The following is an 18670-nucleotide window of genomic DNA, read 5'->3' on the forward strand; positions in this document are numbered from 1 at the left end:
ACAACGTCAGGCTATCTTCATGATGCTATCCCTGTTTTAAGGATACTTCGTAATCCAACCCTTCACGGTGTTATAGACTGAACTGTTCATGCGGGTACCACAGTTTCGGGTCGTAGAGCCCGTTGTGTGGATGCCGCGCACATAATTGCCGCTGTCTTTAATCCCGCTGCCACTCTGGCCACCCGCCGTATCCAACGTGTAACAAACACGCGAGTCTGAAATTGCGGACGTCGAGCCTGAATCTGTCCACATGGTGCCCGTTGGTTTATCACCCGGATAACCCGTCACACTATGCGTGCCACCAGAATAAGTCCCCCAACCTGAATGACCCCCATGTGGCTCGCTGTTCAAAATGATAAGCGCATAATCGTAGTTGGTATCGCCATTGTTATGCCATCCCGACGTTGTCACAGCATTCTTCCACGTGGTTGTGCCCCAAGGCTTATAGGAACCATTCTGACCCGCGGTGAAGTCCAGCGACTTATACCAGCCACCCGAACCATTCGAAATACAGTGGCCGGCTGTCAGTACATGCTTCTTGGTGATCAAGGTTCCCGTACAACCCACCGCAATACGCCCATTGTACAAATGAGGCTTCGCTTTTGTGTTGGTCACACGAACCCGGTTGTCATTCCCGATCACTTTCAAGGAAGAAAAAGTATCATCCGGTAATGCAGGTTTCGTTGGGTCATGGGGCTCCGTTGTGAAAATACTGCTGTCTAAACCCTGAGCCTGCATGGCTTGAACCGCCTGCTCCAGCACAGCCAGTGTCTCTTCCGAGATGTCAGCTTTGTACTGTGTGCCATCCGCAGAAACCGCAACCGCACTCATCGCAGCAGCTTTTTCGGCCGTTGAATAAACCCGAGCAAATGAATAGTCACTCACCTCTGGCACTTCAACAATATTTTCACCTTCAATAAAGATTGCTTTTTCATCCATTTTGACAAAATTCGTCAATTCATTTGCATGGGCACCGGAAATACAAAGCCCGGCAATCGCAAATACGATCAAATTCCTGTTCATTATTATGTATCCTATCTTTAATTTTTCATTGAAACATTCAAGGTTATGAATGCTGCGAAATAACCGCCAACTATTTTTCGCAGGAATAAATATAGGACACAATGAAATAAGTTTCACAAACAATGAGAGAATTAATCAAATTCAAAACAATACATAGAAATTGTTCGAAATGACAGAACAATATAACTTACAATTAAGACTATAAAGTTGTTCCCTTTGGAATCAGGAAGTATTGAATATATTTATAGTGAATACTATCAAATTAAACAAATTATCTATTAGTGTTAAACCCATCTTTAAACATAATGATTAATAAACAAAAACAGGCTATCCCCTGAAAATTCGATACTTTAATCCAGTTCAGATCCATTAGAATCCGCCCTCGCCTGAAGTGATGCCATCAATATTAAAATCAAAAATAAAAACTTCATCATTTATCCATCAGAATGACAAACGCTCAATTTCATCCATTGCCTGAACATCAAACGGTATGAGACACGTTCGCCGCGTAAATAAGGTTCGATCTGATATTCAGATTCGACTTTTTCCAGCACGCCTATAAATAAGTCATCATCCAGAATAGCTCCACTGTATTTTAGCTGAATCAAGGTTTCTGAATGAATCTGTGATTTTATTTCAAAGAATCAACAGACCATCACGCAGGGAAATTCAAAAGAGGCAGGTAATCTTCATGAAACAATCGCCCCCGTCTATGGGGGCGATTGGCATTTTTCTGAGATAGCGCGGGTCAGGCGCAGGCTACTTTTTGTAATACTCGTAGACTTTGTTCAATGCCGTCGCAAAATGTGACATGTGCTGTTCGGTGTAAACCGGATGTGTATGGAAAACAATGGATGTGTTCCCAAAATGCCGGGCAGCCGGACAGTCGGTTCGGGTGTAGTCCATCTGGCGATGTGCCGGATCATTAAACGGATAGTTCTTCTCACCAAACCCATTCTGTTGCTGGAATGCCGCTTCGTTATAAACTTCCGGCCATGGCACCGGATACCCTGGGACACCTTCCGCATCTAAGGCTTGAGTGAACGTTTTGATATCGCAGTTCAGCAAACTCATATCCAGCACAAATGGGGCCCACCAGAAGGAGTTCACCCGGATTTCGTCATCCACCGGCGCATGCTTCACCAGTGGATGCTCCTGCAACAGCGCACTCAAGAAGCGGCCATTGCGGACCCGTTGCGCCAGCGCTGTTTCCCTGAAGCGGGCCAGTTCCCGAATCCCAATCGCAGACTGAATCTCTGTCATCCGATAATTGAAACCAACCTGCGTGTGGATGTAAGGCAGTTTCTGTGAGATTTCGAACAACCCCAGCCGCTTCTCAACATCATAGCCATGATCGCGGAAAGACCGGCATTTCCAGACCAGATCTTCCGAGTTCACATAGACTGCGCCACCTTCACCGCCTGTTGTAATATGTTTGCTCTGACAAAAACTGAAGCATCCCACATCACCAATCGTTCCCAGGTATGCGCCTTTATATTGAGAACCTAATGCCTGCGCACAGTCTTCAATCACCCTGAGATCGAACTTTTTCGCAATCGCCATGATGGCATCCATATCGGTCGCCACACCAAATGTGTGGACCACAACAATCGCTTTCGTTTTCTCGGTGATTTTACTTTCGACAGATACCGGGTCCAGCGTATGCGTATGGTCAACATCGGCAAACACTGGCAGAGCGCCCGCCTGCAAGACAGAAAATGCAGTCGCAATAAAGGTATAAGACTGACAGATCACTTCATCACCGGAACCAATCCCGAGTGCAGCAAAAGCCGTATGTAGCGCAGATGTGCCGTTGGTTGTTGTGACGACATACCCCTCCCCCAGGAAATCAGCCAGGTCTTTCTCAAAGGCCATGCCTCGCTTTCCGGTCCAGTAATTAATTTCTCCGGTCTGCAGAATCGACTCAATGTCAGACATGACAGATACATCCAGACTTGGCCAGGCCGGCAAAGCTTCTGAAATCACAGGGGTTCCGCCTTGAATTGCAAGTTTATTCATGATTTTTCCTACTTAAAGATGTGACGCAAGCCAACGTGAGAGTGAACAAATCGTTAAAGCGGGATTCGCAATGCCCAAGCGGGGAAATGCACCCGGCCCAATCGCGTATACGCCCGGCATAGCAGTCAGTTCTAATGAATCTGTGAGCGCAATATCGCCGTGGCCGCCAATCGGATGCGTGCAACTCTCATGCTCATAAGCCCCGTAAGGGAACACGAATCGGGTATAAATATTGGTGCGTTCCGTTTCATTCAGTGCATTCAGTGCCTGCTCGAAATCAATGCCTTCCGAGGCACCAAAAAAAGCCTCCGACTGCTCGACAGCCGTGTCATGCAATGGCGATAACCGGACTCCCAGCTGAGTACTGGCGAAATCCACAATCCGACTGGCAAGCTGGTTATAATTTTCAATCACAGCATCCGAATGTTTCGACTGGATCTCCAGGGTGGTTTTCCCTTCGTGGTAGCGACAATGCAATTCACTGTAATCAGACAGCGCCGGATTCTGTTCCATTACGGCCATCAGCAGCAGCAAACGATCTCCGTTGTCAAAGTTGTTCCGCTCGACCACAAAAATATTCGCGTTCAGATCATGATGTTCACTGAATCCATGCCACAGCATTTCATGGCGATAATCTGCAATTCGCTCCCCTTCACGCACTTTCACAGCGACACCAATACAATAATGATCGGTAACTTGTGCAATCGTCGAACGGGCCAGTGACTGCGTAATAATCTTGTTATTCACCAGAGCAGAAGCCGATAAAATGCACCGCTCAAACCCCGTTGTATTCACGGTTTGGCCCTGCGCATCCACCAGATAAAAACCATCTGATTTCTTTTCGACTTGGCTGATCGTGGCCCGCTCAATCGTAATCACGCCATCCCGAATCAAGGGTTCAAGCTGATATAACGGACTGTAGGAAGTAAATGCTGCGCTTTCACCCACCACAGCTGCTTGCGGCGCATGGTGCAATGGCAGATTCACGGCCTGATTCCGGCTCATTTCCGGATATTTCGCGGTAAATTCCTGCTGAAGCTGATGATATAAACCCGCTGGACCCTTTAGACGCTTCTGCCAGATTTCCGGCCAGCTGTTCAGCGCCTTCTCTTCCAGTGGCAGCATCACACCGTGATAGCACAGGGAACGCCCCCCCAAACGCTCGCTGATCCCTCCCAGGGCCCAATGCTCATCTGCAGTCCAATGTACTTTCTTCTCATCCCCATCAAACACACGTGTATCAAAGTGCACATGGTTTGTCCGTAACTGCGGGCCAGCTTCGTATATCACAATACGATGACCTTTCAGAGCTGAATGAAGTGCGAATTCAAGACCCGCAAGCCCTCCTCCGACTACACAAAACGTCGACATATTTTCTCCCTAATGAAAAGACCCTTCCGGGTTAGAATTACCGTCTGTCAGCGAGGTAAAGAATCATTAACCCCAACAAACCAACAGCCGATGAAATAAAGATGGTTTTACCGATATCGAAATAATAATTACCAACAAAATACACAACAGATGAAACTGAGGATGAGATAAAAAATGAAATAGATAGTAATGAACTGCCGATCCCAGGGCGACCTTCTGCCAAAGATTGCAAAAATCCAATCGGAATACTGATTAAACAGGCAGCCCCCAATGCAATCATCGGAATCAATAAGTACACATGCACGATATCCTGCGTGACAGACAGCAACATCGTTGACAGGGAAAAGATAAACGCACCGGTAATAATGACGCTTGAAGGCTTCTTGCGCTGCGCTGTTTTCGACCAATAGAAAATAAAGAACACTTCGAAGACGGCAATACAGGCTTCAAAGACACCGATATCTGAATACTCGCCCTGCACTTGATTCACAATAATAAAAGGTACTGTCGCATCCAACGTGAACAGCATGTTTGTGACCAGCGAGACACTCACAAGCTTAATCACATTTCGGCGGTGAAAAACCTGAGAGATGGGTTCAGATGCGAGTTCAGACTGATAGCTCTCATTAACAAACTTTTCTTTCAGATAAAGCGAGAAAATCAAACAGCACATCATGCCTGAAAACAACCAGATGAAGATCAATTCTTCTTTCTGCAACGCCAACATCCCAATCATCCCCAGGGTCAGCACATAGCCCATGGAATAGGTCGACCGCAGTGCCGCATTTTCATTGTGCGCATTCGAGTTTCCTTCTGCATCCACGCTCCGTTTGGCAGCGGCATAGCCAAAGATCAGAGAGTTCAGAACGCAAAAAACAGGCAGCAGCAGACAGTTGGCTAAAAAGTAAGTCAGTGGATTCGGCCAGAAATAGACGGCAATATTTCCCAAAATACCGCAAACACTGCAAAGCACGATAAATTTGACAAAACTCCCTTCCTTATCAGATTTCATGCCAAAATAAATACTGAAGAAAGTAATGACGACCCCTGAAAACAAAATCACCAGGCTATAGTAGATTTCAGGCAAGCCGATGACATCGACCCCGAATATATTTTTGTATGGATTCACCGCTGCGTTTGCACTGGCAAAAAGTAAAATCGCAAAAACCTGTTTATTCAGAAATAATGCGGCGGGTGAATCCGACCTGCCAAGTGATTTTAATATATGAAACATAGGGCGCCTTTGCTCGCAACTCTTGAGAGCACAATCTAAAAGTAGGGATGTGTATTTCCTGACAATTAAGAGATGTGTCAGTTGGCGAGAGCGTAAGGGTAAGCAAAACTTTTTTAAATCATCAAAATAAATTTTCTCGAGTGACTTTATACTCCTTAGCAATATTCATCATTGCGCATACACTAAAATGTGAAGCAGATTTAACAGCACTCAGTCGACATCAACAGTATCATTCTGAGATAGAATTTATTTCTCGCCATGATTCACTGAAGACACATGAATCACAGCCAGACATTCACTACAATTCCCATGAAACTCAATGCTTTATGCCACCAGGCACTTTATGTCAACCATGCTGGAAGTTGAGTCAGGCCGCCATGAAAAAATCTGACGCTTTCCGGGGGTTCAAACTCAGCATGAAAAAAGGCCATGACAGAAGCATGGCCTGAATCAGTGATTCCATCAGATTGAAATCCAGTTTTCTCAAGTCAGCATGACTGTTTCCTCGTAAACAGTCATGGCACGACGCTCAGGAATTAACTGGCACAGGTTTTCAAATGCTTTGCTTTTTCTGCACTCTGTTCAATCAGCGCCGCGACATCTTTGTCTTTCACAGAAGATAACACCTTATCCAGCAGGCCTTCCGCCGTTGCTTCTGATGCAGCGTCCATAAAACAGCGATACGCATTGGCAATGTGCTCTGTGGCATCAACCACGGCCGTTGGATCGGTCAGATCCGTTTTTGCCATCTTCTCAACAGAACCCGCAAAATCTTTCGCCGACTGCGCGGCATCCCCCAACTGGTCAAAGCGCAACTGGCTCAAATCGACCGATTCAACGGTCTTTTGCACATGACTCACCGCTTGATTCGCAGCATCCTGTGCTTGGTTCATGGCGTTCGTGGCCTCTTCACATCCAACTAAAACAGACATCAGCGTCAATATCATCAGAGACTTTTTCATTTTGGCCCTTAAAGCAATCAGTTACGGTGGACGGCATACTAATGCAAGGCGTTGCGCCGTAGAACAAAAATACCGTAACGGAGTGTTATCCGGGTTTACCTGCCGTTTCCCCCCTTGATACACAGATGTGTCTGAAGAATATGATTTACATTTCACTAAACTCTCGTGTCTATGTGTCGCCTTTCTTATTCACACATCATACAAACACGACACAATGAAAAAACTTTCTGTCCTTCTCCTCGCCATTTTGCTTTCTGGCTGTTCCAGTCTCATCGCCCGGGTCGGTGAAAATCATCAAAACGGTCGTCCGTATGCAGGCTTTGACTATGCGCTGGAAAACGCGGCAAACTGCAACTTTGCGTTATTTGTCAATGCCCCACCCTTAATCATATTCATGATTCCAGTGTCCCTCGCGGATATACTGACATCTGCCGCCATGGATACTGTTCTTTATCCGGTTGATGCATTGATTGAAAATGATAATCGGTATAAATCGACTTTGTGCCATTTCAGCCTGAACCACCACTGATATCCAGACGGCGGATTTCAAATGCGACCACAACACGAACCTGAACGCTAAAAAGCCCCTGTCGCGCTCAGCCTCATTGTCGACACATCACAAAGCAAAAAGGACATTAAATGATGTCCTTTTGCCTCTAAAACGACACGCTGGTCTTATCGATTGTTCTGTATCACTTCGAAAGCTTTTTCCAAGGCCGAATCCAGACCAGCTTCTCTCGAACTTCTCTCATAAGGATGAACATCAATATCTGGCAGAACACCTGTGACTTCAGCGTTCACACTATCGCTGTTTTGATAATATTCATTGCTCATTTCATACATCCAACCATTCGGAAGCATGCGTAGAAACGTATCGGAAGTCGCACCACCAGTTGCCTCACCGAGGATCCGCACTTGAGGAAGCGCAGCCATAGCTAATGCAAATGTTTCCCCTGCACTGAATGTCCCATTTGAAGTGAGTAAAATAACATCGCCCTGATAACGGCGATCACGCTCCGGTTTCGCATAAACTAAATTGCTGGGCCATAATTTCCCTTCAAAAGCCGTACTGATATCCCACACAAGTTGCTCATCTTTCAAAAAACGTTTGATCAGCTCAAGTGCCTGCAAATCATAACCACCTTCATTATCACGAACATCAATAATTAACTGTTCTGTTTCATTTAAATTTTCGAAAATTTCATCCAATAAAACATTGAATTTTTTATTTGCATAGGATATATCTTCCTTTTCTATACCAAAGGAGTCGATATAATTCACAAAATGATCTATCGATAAATATCCAGTTGAATTTCTGTCGTATTCAACAATCCCCCAGTTCACGCCCAGATTCTGATTTTGAGCACGCTGAATATACCCAGTACGAGTCTGTGCATTCATATACAGGCTTATGTTTTCAATGATCTTTTGACGTTGATTTTGAATATATCCGTCAATCTGCTCACCAATTAAACCATCCTCAATAGCTTCCTGCATCAACAGCACACTCAAGTGTGGTTTTGCTTCATAACTAATCGGTTCCTGTTCAAGGTCAAAATATAAACGCGTATGCCCGTCATTTAATTGCTTTAATATTTCAGAGAATACTGCGAGCAGTCCAGCCTCATTCTGATTAGATAAGTCATCATAATAATTCTCATCAATCTCTTCCCAGTCCATTTTTCGTTCTTTCAAGAAAGCATAATGTTCTTTCATATCCAACCAAAATAGACGAAACACTTCTTGGGCATTAAACTGGTAATCTGGATCATCAATGGTCCGAATCAGCCCACCAGTACAAATTTCGTCTAAATTTTGAATGCGAGTGTAGGACACAGGGGCTGTATCATAGGGACGGTGATAAATCAGCGTGTCACCGAGACGAACGCTATTCTTTCTCATTAAATCAAACGGGTCCTGGGTAATGCTCTGAAAGCAGATATCTGACGTCACTTGCCAGGTTTGAACATCATTCACCGAGATTTGCTTGATTTCACCATACAGCGGCGAATACCACAGGCCTTTCATTTGCTCATCTGAAGCTGGTGGATGGTCAGAATTGCATCCCATCAATGCAGCGCAAAGTAACGGTATCGAAAAGTAAGCGTTGAAATTCATCATCTTTCTCCCTTCATTCTGTTGTGAAAATGTCAGGAAAAATTCTAATCTTTCAACGCGTTAATTTTCGTCACTGTTTTGTCTGTTTTTGTCTATTGTTTGTCGCAGACAACGCCCTGTGATCTGTGAATTGGATTACAAATCGCGCCCCACCCCACTGACTTCTTTCCACCGTGATTGATGCCTGATGCTGATGAAGTATTTCTTGTACGATCGCAAGCCCTAATCCAACACCGCCAGTCTCCTTAGAACGGCTTTCATCCAAACGGTAGAATGGCTGGAATATTAACGCTCTTTTTTCTTCTGGTATCCCAATCCCATCATCTTCAACGATTAAATAAATCACTCGCTCACACTGATTTAATGACACAGAAATATGTTGTGCTGCATACTGGTCCGCATTGAACACTAAATTATTAATGACACGCTGAATGCCGATTTCTGATGCAGAAATATAAATGAAAGGTTCACAATAGAGTGATATTGGTTTATCACAATGCTGCCTCAACGTTTGAACTTGATTTCCAATCAGTTCACTCAAATTGACAGTGAACAACTCTGGCGGCGAGGATAGTGATTCGTGCTTACTGAATTCAAGAATTTCAAAGATCAATGATTCCATTTCATCACAATCTTTCAATAACGATTTTACCCGCTGTTGCGTATTGGCAGGGAGCTCATCCAGGTCAATTAAGTCCAACTTCAATTGAAGCCGAAACAAAGGTGTCTTCAACTCATGAGATATAGCACGTAACAGACTTCTTTGCCGGTGAAACATGAGTTGAAGTTTATCTGCCATATGATTAAAGGTTTGATTCACGCGCCCCACGGCTTTAAAACCTGTATCTACCCGGATAGATAAGTCTCCGTTTGCAATTAACTGACTTGCATTTTCTAGTTTCCGCAATCGGTATTGAAGCCATAAAGTATAGAAAAAAAAGCTTAAAACAATCAGGCCCAATGGCAAAATGAATTGAATCAGAGTTAAAATGAATTCAGCATTTTCATCTACATCAAGTGCTGATAGTTGAATGAGTTCTTTATCCAATATTTTTGCTGTAATCGTTTGTAAATGCTCGTCATGAATATGTTCTACTTTAATCCTCGGTTCTGTCGTAATATCTTCATCAGATGGTAACGATTGAATTTTTAAGTTGGTTTTGGAAGAGATTTCATCCAGAAGTTCATACCACTGATTTTCAGACAATGAAGGTCTTGCCGCTTCCAGAGCATAAACATAAGCAAGATAATCTAACTCAACATCTTTTTTTAAACTGCTGGAAAAATATTGTGTTGCAACGGATGCCAGCCAAGGGTATATTTGTGAGAAAACAAACATAAACAGAATTGCTTTTAATGTAAATCGTATTAACAACATTATTCCTGCTCATCATTAACAAGTAAGTATCCCTTTCCCCTGACTGTAATAATAAATTTGTAGGGTAACTCATCTCCAATCTTTTTTCTTAGGTTCATCACTTTATTATCGATTGAACGATCCAGTCCATCAAAATCTCGGCCAAATAGTTGTCTTGAGATATCATCACGCGTCACAATATTATCAGCATTTCTTGCAAGCAAACTGAACAGTTGAAATTCGCTGTCTGTCAAATCCAAACTTTCCTCACCTTTATAAACCGAGCGGCGAGGAATATTCAATTGGAACTGTCCCACCTTCAACTGTTCAGTATTCTGGCTACTACGGTGATTGGCAGACAATCGGATTAAATTACGTAACCTTGCAAGAATAATACGAGGATTGACAGGTTTTTGAATATAGTCATCAGCCCCCATTTCTAACAGCATAATTTGATCAATATCATCTTCACTTGCAGTGAGCACAATGATTTTTCCCTGATATCGGTTTTGAAGCGCACGACAGATACTAATCCCATCAACTTCGGGCAACATCAAATCCAGTAAAACAAAATCTGGTTGATGCTTCAGCGAATAATCAAGCCCTGATTTTCCTGAATGTTTCAAACAAACATTGAAACCATTTTTTTCGAAGAAAACACTGAGTAAATTAGCCAATTCAATATCATCCTCAATGATGACTAAATGTTTTTCATCATTTTTTGATTTCTCATGAAACTCTGAAGACTTCAATTTCACTCTCCTTCGAACATTATCTATTTGATTCAACAATCATGTTCACCTTGGCAATAAACCGCCGAAGAAAACTCATCAACATTTTAACCTGTTTTAAAACCCAATAATTCTAAAAAATATCCACAGCTTCACCCAAAAATAAACCCATCAGGTGTTGTTATATTTTTTCGACAAAATGAAAACCCGCTCAGTCTTATTCTTCCAGCAAAGTGACAAGGGTATACTGAGAAGAAAAATCAAAAAACTACCTTGTTCAATCATGACTACCGATAGCAGAACATTCACCGCCCATAATACAGTTGTGAACAGTCTATATTTTCTGAAAGATTGATACAATTGCCAAAACTGGCTTACGACAGGCCCCAAGAATATGAATAAAATCAAACCACCCCGAAGTATGAAGTATCCCTCACCGCTCTCCAGATACCATTTCAGATGCATTAATAACATTGGCATTGAAAAATATGCCATAAAAATTAAGAAAGGAAATAATCGCTCCTGAATTGAAAGTCTTTCCTTTCTAAATTGATGAATTTTGTATAAACGATCAAACCTCACAAATCGCTTTTCTCTTTTTGTAAAGAAATATGCAATACCAGGTAAAGACAAAAGCCCAATGAGAATCATGATTGGCACCAGAAACAGCACGAATATTTCCATTATTTTCCTATTGATATACAGCGCCCGCCACACCGGACCCATCCTAACGCAGTCACCCAAGAATCACTGCTTTCACCCAAAGTGCATCAGTTTATCATGCTAGGCCGATCACGCATCTTCATCACACGAAAATGCCATATCCCCTGAATGTTCATCTCAACCTTCATGAATCAGGGATGGAGGGTACTCACGCCTGTTCACCGACAACACAACAACATTCAATCGGGTCATCATTCAGCGTCTTCGCTGGCATATAAAAACCCCGCATCAATGCGGGGTTCAGACACAACATGCAGAGAACTAGAAACCTGCTGCTTTAAACAAAGTTCAAAAACTTTTCCCGATCCGCTGCATTCAGCAAATCAACCGCGGCGGTGATTGCTGCTGCAATCTTCCTCTCCCGCGCAGCCAGCATTGGCGGCTCATCAGGGTCTATCTCATCTTTATGGCGATAAATATTGAGCACGGTTTCGTACAGGCGCTTCAGACCTTTGTCATCACTGAAGTCCTCCAGATCATTCTGATACTCGTTGACCTGATGCACCACCAGAATCCGGGACAGAAACGCATACTTCTCGTCTATTTTAAGATCCGTCAGAACATCGCAAAACGCTTCCACTTCATCTGCGGTCGCGTCAGAACAATACCTGCCACCTTCAGAGTATTCAATAAAGCTGAGCAATAAGGTTGTCGACGGGAATAACTGCAGAATCAGTTCATACAAACACAGGTATTGCTGCTTCTGTGGTTTGTTTGCCACTTGGGCAACATACAACATCGACGCCAGAATCATGCCGATTTCATCAGACACGAAGAGTGACGTGCTTTCCTTTTCATCCTCTTCCGCTTGATTGAAGACCAGTAACTCACGGGCAAAGGCAAGCGCCTGCTCTCTGGAAATCGGGGCGTCAGACTGTGCTGCTTCATCCTGTTCTGAGACCTGCAAAAAGCGAGCAAACACCCCCCCAGCGGCTTTCGCCTGTGCATCGACATAAGCTTGGATGCCAGTGATCAGGCGCGCGGCTTTCTCACGTTCATCTTCTTCAAACGAATGATTCAAAGCTTTCAGCTTTTCCAGTTCACGATAAAAACTCGGGAAGAGATGCTGATGATAAAACGCCCATAACGGTTCCAGTTCCGGCTCAGCAATGAAACCACTGGCTTCCTGAGCCAAAATATAAGCGACCGACAATAACTGAGCGCCCTTCGCATATTCGGTCTGATTCAGCGCAGGAACAACCGCTAACAAATCCTCCGGGGTATCTTGATACGCGCGCAAAATAATATCGTCCAGCATCTCGCCGAAGCCTGATTTATCCCGCTGATAAAGCCCGTGAATCTCCTCAAGGCGTGTCAGACCCATATGACTGCGCAAGGGTTTGTTGATTAAGACGTAAAGCCTTTGCCGAATCTCTTCGGCACTCAGCGCTTTGATCGTAAAACGGGCAGCGGCTTCCTGTTTAGTGCACAGCTCGAAATCATTCGCGATAATTTTGAGTTCTTCGCCACTCAGCTCTTTTTTCCCCAATAAACGCACCAGGACATCCAGCGTTCGCAGGCACTTGTCGTTCTGAGCGGCTTCCCCTTCATCTTCAATAAAAAAGCTGTCCGGATTTTGATAGGTCACCAGAAAACGTTCAATGATGTCTTTCAGCGTAATATCCTGAGCCAGATTTGAAGACAACCGCCAGCCGCCGGATCCGAAATATTCAAAACGCTTGTAAATATAGTGTTTGTGCTCAAACGCCAGCTGTCTGAAGTGGACGGGCTGCAACTGGTCCAGAACTTCGGGATGCTGGTTCTTTTCGATATAAGCCAGAATCTGCTCACCGTTGGCGAAACACTTCAGGAAAAAGCTTTTGTTGGTTTCGTACTCGTTATACTCGTCATATTCCTGATAGAAGGGGTCATCCTGAATATCAGCCAGCGTGGTCGTTTCGTCATAAACAGGTTGATCGTAATACCAGAGATCTTTCAGGGGCACATCTTTCACCGCGTCATACAACGCCTGACGAAATACCTCTCGCTCCTCTGCAATGGTCCGGCCATGGAAATTCAGATCATCAAACTCGCCCGCGGCTGCTTCCCGCGAGATCAGCGCATCCGCAAACGTGTCGTCGTCATGATAAGCATCGCTGACTTGGCTAAAGCCGTATTCCATCAATTCAAAGGGATCAACACTGGCAACATCTCTGGGCCGGCGTTTGAATGCCTGAATCCGCGCTTCTTTGTAATATTGATAACGGCTTTCATCAGCTAAGAAACATTTCAGCAGATCGGGGACGAAATTTTCCGACGCCATGTAATGCGACAGGATACAGCCAAACACCTCTTGAAAGTGGCAACTGGCGTACGCATCCAGCACCAGAGGACTATAGCCATGCTGATAGAAGAGATACGCCATATAATTAGCGCCGTGATACATGATCTGGTTAAAGTCACTGTCTTCCGGGTAGTACTCGCCAACCAGATATGCATATTCCGGATACTTCTCTGCCAATAGCACCAGTAGGTAAATCCCAAACATCATATCGGATGAAAAAAACAGTTCGTTGGAAGAATTGACCCGCAGACTGAAATCCACCAGCGCTTCGCAGAAGGCGACGATCAGGGGTTTCAAATCTTCATGTTCTAAGGCGTGCTGAAACACCACCATGTGGGAAAAGCGCAGGTACGCATCATTTTTGCTGAGCCTGAGGAGTGCTTCATCCGTCAGGGATTCCATGGGTTCGGACTCAAGCGGATCGTCACTGCTCATCATGAAGATCGCTTTAAACTGATCCGGGTTGAACAGGTCGCAGGGCTGAAACTGTTTTTGATCGTGAGCAATAAAACCACCGACGTTATCAATCAATTCACCGGCTTGATAGGCGCGCTGTAATTGAGATTGAAACGCCACAATGGCTTCTTTTAATGATTCTTTATCTTTTAAATTGACCTGGATAAACGGCTGTTCCATGACTGTCCCGTAAACGTTTTTTTAACAGGTTTGCACCCCTATAAACGGCCTGCTCTGGTTACTCAAAGCAGTCGATGTTCATCAACAAATAAAAATAATGAATTGAATGATTTAGGCGGCATCAGCCGAATCTGAAAGAAAAGGAATATTCCTTTTTGGGAAAACCATCACAAGCGATGCGATCATTTCGATAATGAAATCATTAAAAATACGAAGGGACTGAAGATTGAAGAAAACGCGGATGATATGAATGGCAAAAACAGTTTGTTCCCTGTAATCGCGAAAAACCAAGTTTTTGATAAAACCCATGGCCAATGTCACTGTGTAAATAAACTGCTTTCGCGCCATGTTGTTCGAACAGAATCTGAGTCGCCCTGCGCACAATCTGAGATCCAAAGCCCTGATAGCGCATTTCCGGCGCTGTTGCGACAGAGCCAATCCCGAAACACCCTTCCTGAAGACCAAACTGACCCGAATAGACAATCAAAGAAGCCACCGGCTGGCCGTCAACGGTCAGCACAAACCAAGCGCCCGATTGATACTTGGCGCTTTTCCGGCAGCCTTCAAGATACGCATCCATCGAAAGTCCATTCCCCCAGGCATCAAATCCCATCCGGTAAATTTGTTCGAGCTCCTGTTCTCTGGCTTTTCTCAGATACATTCAAGGCTGCCTTTGCTGATTCCGCGAATCACTTTGTCGTTTCAATCTGAAGAGGGAAAAGAGAATTTATGTTTCACGGCCTTCAGCAAATGCGGGAAGATCCCGATTTAATTCACACCAGTTCGCTTTGTACGCAGTATAAATCTGTGCATCAATGGTGACCGGAATGTCTTCGTCAAATGTGGCAATCGCAAGTTCAATGGCTTCGAGTGGCGCCTCTTTCCCACGAAAACCAAGACTGGCGCCGCAGTTCGGACAAAAGGAGCGAATCGTACCATTGGCAGCCACATAATCTTTCAGTAACGCTTGGCCTGATATCCAGTTGAGCCCTTGGACACCGACCAGGGTTCCAAAGGCTGCACCATGAAATTTACGGCACATCGTGCAATGGCAATTGGCGGCTTGCTGTTGAAAACCACGCACAGAAAACCGAATGCTTCCGCACAAACATGACCCGTGAAATATCTGACTCATCCTGAGCTCCTCGTTCTCTCTCATCCTTTCTCAACCGGTGAGAACACGCTGTGACACTGAGTGTGACTGCCTTTGTCCTTCGTTGCAACCGGGCGGATTCAAATCACAAGCCGCCTGATACACACGAAAGATGCAAATCCGCCGTTCAGACCGGATGCGTGAGATCAATAACGCCCTTTGGATCCGGACCGTAGTCATTGTCACCCGGCGAGCCCTGCTCCACCAGCAACATCAATCCAATCAACACACCGACAAAAGGAATCAGTACCACGAGCATTGACCAGCCACTCCGATTGGTATCATGCAGACGCCGGACAATCGATGTTAAAGCAGGAATAAAACTCAAGGAAAGATACACGGCAATGAGTGCATGATCATCTTGAATCAATTCTCCGAGAAAAAGTGTCAGATAACAGATTCCATAATGCACTAGCCAAAACAGCCAAAAATCTTTGCGTCGTACACGGCCATCAGAATTTGCAAAATTCTTAACCGTGGCGATGTAACTTCCCATACCTGCCAACCCTTGATGATTTATTTGTCGCGAAGACTGAAGCCATACGACAAACCGGCATTGCAGGTGAAGCTTTGCTGACCATGAACCCCGAAAATGTCGCACCCAATTAGGGGCGACGCTTTCAGGGATTCATTAATTCGAATTGAACACGCAGCAATTAATACGCTGCCTCTTTCAATTTTTTGAGCGCGAACTCCCCTCGTTCTGAGACAGCAATAGATTTATCCGAAGCAAAAACATCTGCAAAATCTTTCGCAACAGATCCCAAGCTATCCAACTCTCTGATCAACATCTCTGCCGAAACGCGCCGAACAATCGACGATGGATCAGCCGACGACAATTTTAGCAAGGTTAGAAATGGCATCTCAGCATCAATTTTTCTCTCTGCGAGAATGGGTTTTAAACTACCTTGATGATATCGTTTATCGGTCCAAACCCATTTCCGACCTGCCATCCATACAATTCGACAATCAAACAAACTACGATAGGCTTTCGCCCGAAGTGAAGGCTGGACAGCACAAGTCGCAATTTCACCAATTCTGCCGTCAAGTATCGGTGTGCGCCCAAGCTGAGAAAAAAGAGATGGCATGGGCCCAGCAGGTGATGAAATTAACTTAGCTCTCAGCGACTCTGCCGTTTCTTTTTCACACATTATTTCTAGAAGAACAGCTTGCCCTGAGGGTTCAATCCTCCCCCACGAACTCCAATTGGGAAGAACGGCACAAAGTGTATCAACAACAAACTTTGGATCGGATGCTTTAGCTATCTCTGGCAATTTTTCTTTTGCAGCCTCTCGTACTTGCGGGACCCAATCATTCAACCGACGCAGAACAAGGGAGAAAAAGAAGGCGTTTGGTACAGGTCCAGACAGAGCACGTAGTGCTTTTTCACGTTTGTGCCCATCCCAACTGATCACGTCCAGCCAAGTGAGAATGTTCTGAGGTTTTGACCAAAATTTCCATTGGGGTATTGCACATTCTCTGATCGCAGAAGCATATTCAAAGCGAATCATACCCTCCCAATAGTCAAAACTAGTGAAAGTCAGCTGAGATGTCATATGAGTTAATGTACTCATAGCAGCATTGACTTTACGACCCGAGTGAATTGAATAAGCAAAGTCCCTCACCGCTGAAATAATTTCATCTTCGCTCACTTGTGATTTTTTCACTCGCATTTACCTCTTAAAGAATGGGCTCTTCATCTTGATGAACAGTTACGACTTTTCCCTCAAGACTTCATCTCTGAAATTATTGCTTGGAACAAAGCTACCGCGCTGAATGGCATAGAAAACCTAAATTGATTGCGACACGAACGAACAAAGCATGCTGACTAAGGTGATGCTTATCAACAGAGCACGACCCAGTTGTCTCGGTGCATCTCACGCCCCTGAAACTATCGGCATGGCAAATTTCACTCATTCTTGAAAAGATTACGCATTGTTTGAATGAAATCACTGCTTCTAAATCTATTTATCAAAACCTGCCATCGCTGTGAAAAATGCATTGTGCTGATATTTATTTAATTCACTCGGTGCGACGGCATTGTTTTTCTTTTGATAAGAAGCAATTGCCTGAGGAGAAACCAAGATGACATCGTTGGCATCTGAGTCTTGTATCATCGCTTCCATTTTAAAAGTATCCGCGCCTCCGGCAAAGTCCCCTTTTTTAGGACGTTTTTTAATGTACACTTTTTCAACTGAGTTCGTGGCAAGCAGTTGATTGATTTCTTCTTTAAAATCTTTAACACTTTCCCGACGTTCACTATCATTAAGCGTAATTTTCTTCTTCTCAGTTGCTTTCACGATAAAACAATTATCCGCTTGCTTTTCCAGAACCGTCACAATCGCTTCATGGCCTTTTAATTCAATCCCGCATATATGAGTCATCCCAAAACATCCTTCTAATTTTATATCTATTTTCTCTTGTGCAATTCACGCTTTAAAATTAAACACGATATACGATAACACAATATTTCACAATCGAGACTCACATTAATAACCAATTAAACCCGCCTCCAAAAGCATACCCAGTAATAACATCAAATGAAACACACAACCAACAAAAATTGCAAGCCAATTCCAACCTGAAAACCTTTCGTTATTGATAAAATCAGGGATGGCTTCTTTGTTAACACTGGAAGCAAGACGATTCGCTGGAATAATAAACAGGAAACTTAATAAGGAAACAAGCCAATATGGATCAGGCAATCTCGATAAGAACTGAAAAACAAAATACATACCGCCAAGAAAAAGTACAGGCAATGACTGTGGCATGTTTTTTTCATTGGCAGATTTTTTGATATGTTCAAAACAGCTAAATGCCCAAATCGGCGAAAAAAATGCCCGCCAAAAAGGCATCATATTTTGTCCTGTTCTTGCTCTAATAAGCATCCAATTTTTATAGAACCAATAAAAATTATAGATCCCCACTGTGCATATCGACATCACGACCAGTTTGAACGTAGATGTGGAGAAAAAGTATACCTCTGAGTCTCGTTCCAGTGTTTTTTCTGCTGATTGAGTCGGTAGCGCATCTGGATTTAAGTTTTCTGCTTGCAAGTG

At 44.0% G+C, this 18670-nt stretch carries 17 protein-coding genes; 1 reads left to right on the top strand and 16 read right to left on the bottom strand.

The genetic code is table 11. From position 1 onward, the window contains the following. Nucleotides 1-36: 36 nt before the first annotated feature. The 5 genes from KDD30_RS08145 to KDD30_RS08165 form a co-directional block, all read right to left on the bottom strand. Entirely contained in the window at nucleotides 37-1023 is a 987-nt protein-coding gene (locus tag KDD30_RS08145) for a serine protease (protein WP_211645342.1), read from the bottom strand. Between the two features lie 759 nt (nucleotides 1024-1782). Continuing rightward, nucleotides 1783-3042 carry a DegT/DnrJ/EryC1/StrS aminotransferase family protein gene (locus tag KDD30_RS08150; RefSeq protein WP_211645343.1) on the bottom strand — a complete coding sequence of 420 codons (1260 nt, stop codon included), beginning with the start codon at nucleotides 3040-3042 and terminating at the stop codon, nucleotides 1783-1785. Nucleotides 3043-3054: 12 nt separating this feature from the next. Then, the gene (locus KDD30_RS08155; RefSeq protein WP_211645344.1) at nucleotides 3055-4413 is read right to left on the bottom strand and encodes a hypothetical protein; all 1359 of its coding nucleotides are present in this window, start codon (nucleotides 4411-4413) and stop codon (nucleotides 3055-3057) included. Between the two features lie 37 nt (nucleotides 4414-4450). Continuing rightward, the gene (locus KDD30_RS08160) at nucleotides 4451-5647 is read right to left on the bottom strand and encodes an MFS transporter (RefSeq protein WP_211645346.1); all 1197 of its coding nucleotides are present in this window, start codon (nucleotides 5645-5647) and stop codon (nucleotides 4451-4453) included. A 536-nt stretch (nucleotides 5648-6183) separates the two neighbouring features. Beyond that, nucleotides 6184-6609, bottom strand: a complete 426-nt coding sequence (locus KDD30_RS08165; RefSeq protein WP_211645347.1) for a hypothetical protein — start codon at nucleotides 6607-6609, stop codon at nucleotides 6184-6186. 127 nt (nucleotides 6610-6736) lie between these two features. Here KDD30_RS08165 and KDD30_RS08170 point away from each other — a divergent pair, with 127 nt between their 5' ends. Beyond that, nucleotides 6737-7138: a YceK/YidQ family lipoprotein gene (locus KDD30_RS08170; protein WP_211645349.1), complete on the top strand. Its 402-nt coding sequence runs from the start codon at nucleotides 6737-6739 to the stop codon at nucleotides 7136-7138. A 146-nt stretch (nucleotides 7139-7284) separates the two neighbouring features. Here KDD30_RS08170 and KDD30_RS08175 read toward each other — a convergent pair whose 3' ends face one another. The 11 genes from KDD30_RS08175 to KDD30_RS08225 all read right to left on the bottom strand — a co-directional run bounded on the left by KDD30_RS08175 (nucleotide 7285) and on the right by KDD30_RS08225 (nucleotide 18667). Continuing rightward, nucleotides 7285-8730 (bottom strand): S41 family peptidase, encoded by a 1446-nt coding sequence (locus KDD30_RS08175; RefSeq protein WP_211645350.1) that lies wholly within the window; start codon nucleotides 8728-8730, stop codon nucleotides 7285-7287. Nucleotides 8731-8797: 67 nt separating this feature from the next. Next, the gene (locus tag KDD30_RS08180) at nucleotides 8798-10105 is read right to left on the bottom strand and encodes an ATP-binding protein (protein WP_211645352.1); all 1308 of its coding nucleotides are present in this window, start codon (nucleotides 10103-10105) and stop codon (nucleotides 8798-8800) included. Beyond that, complete coding sequence (locus KDD30_RS08185; RefSeq protein WP_211645353.1) at nucleotides 10105-10836, bottom strand: response regulator transcription factor; 732 nt, start codon at nucleotides 10834-10836, stop codon at nucleotides 10105-10107. Before KDD30_RS08185 ends, KDD30_RS08180 begins: the two co-directional genes overlap by 1 nt. A gap of 150 nt (nucleotides 10837-10986) precedes the next feature. After that, nucleotides 10987-11499, bottom strand: coding sequence for a hypothetical protein (locus tag KDD30_RS08190; RefSeq protein WP_211645354.1), 513 nt, complete (start codon nucleotides 11497-11499; stop codon nucleotides 10987-10989). A gap of 316 nt (nucleotides 11500-11815) precedes the next feature. After that, the gene (locus KDD30_RS08195; protein WP_211645356.1) at nucleotides 11816-14458 is read right to left on the bottom strand and encodes a hypothetical protein; all 2643 of its coding nucleotides are present in this window, start codon (nucleotides 14456-14458) and stop codon (nucleotides 11816-11818) included. Nucleotides 14459-14660: 202 nt separating this feature from the next. Further along, a complete protein-coding gene (locus KDD30_RS08200; protein WP_211645357.1) occupies nucleotides 14661-15119 on the bottom strand; it encodes a GNAT family N-acetyltransferase in 459 nt (152 codons plus the stop codon). Between the two features lie 66 nt (nucleotides 15120-15185). Beyond that, the gene (locus KDD30_RS08205) at nucleotides 15186-15593 is read right to left on the bottom strand and encodes a GFA family protein (protein ID WP_211645358.1); all 408 of its coding nucleotides are present in this window, start codon (nucleotides 15591-15593) and stop codon (nucleotides 15186-15188) included. A gap of 145 nt (nucleotides 15594-15738) precedes the next feature. After that, nucleotides 15739-16107 (bottom strand): DUF805 domain-containing protein, encoded by a 369-nt coding sequence (locus tag KDD30_RS08210; RefSeq protein ID WP_211645359.1) that lies wholly within the window; start codon nucleotides 16105-16107, stop codon nucleotides 15739-15741. 160 nt (nucleotides 16108-16267) lie between these two features. Continuing rightward, on the bottom strand, nucleotides 16268-17278 hold the full coding sequence (locus tag KDD30_RS08215) for a hypothetical protein (RefSeq protein ID WP_211645360.1): 1011 nt from the start codon (nucleotides 17276-17278) through the stop codon (nucleotides 16268-16270). A gap of 297 nt (nucleotides 17279-17575) precedes the next feature. After that, entirely contained in the window at nucleotides 17576-17995 is a 420-nt protein-coding gene (locus KDD30_RS08220) for a DUF3010 family protein (protein WP_211645361.1), read from the bottom strand. Nucleotides 17996-18100: 105 nt separating this feature from the next. Further along, complete coding sequence (locus KDD30_RS08225; protein ID WP_211645362.1) at nucleotides 18101-18667, bottom strand: hypothetical protein; 567 nt, start codon at nucleotides 18665-18667, stop codon at nucleotides 18101-18103. Between the last annotated feature and the right edge of the window lie 3 nt (nucleotides 18668-18670).

This window comes from Photobacterium sp. GJ3 (genome assembly GCF_018199995.1).
Lineage (GTDB): Bacteria > Pseudomonadota > Gammaproteobacteria > Enterobacterales > Vibrionaceae > Photobacterium.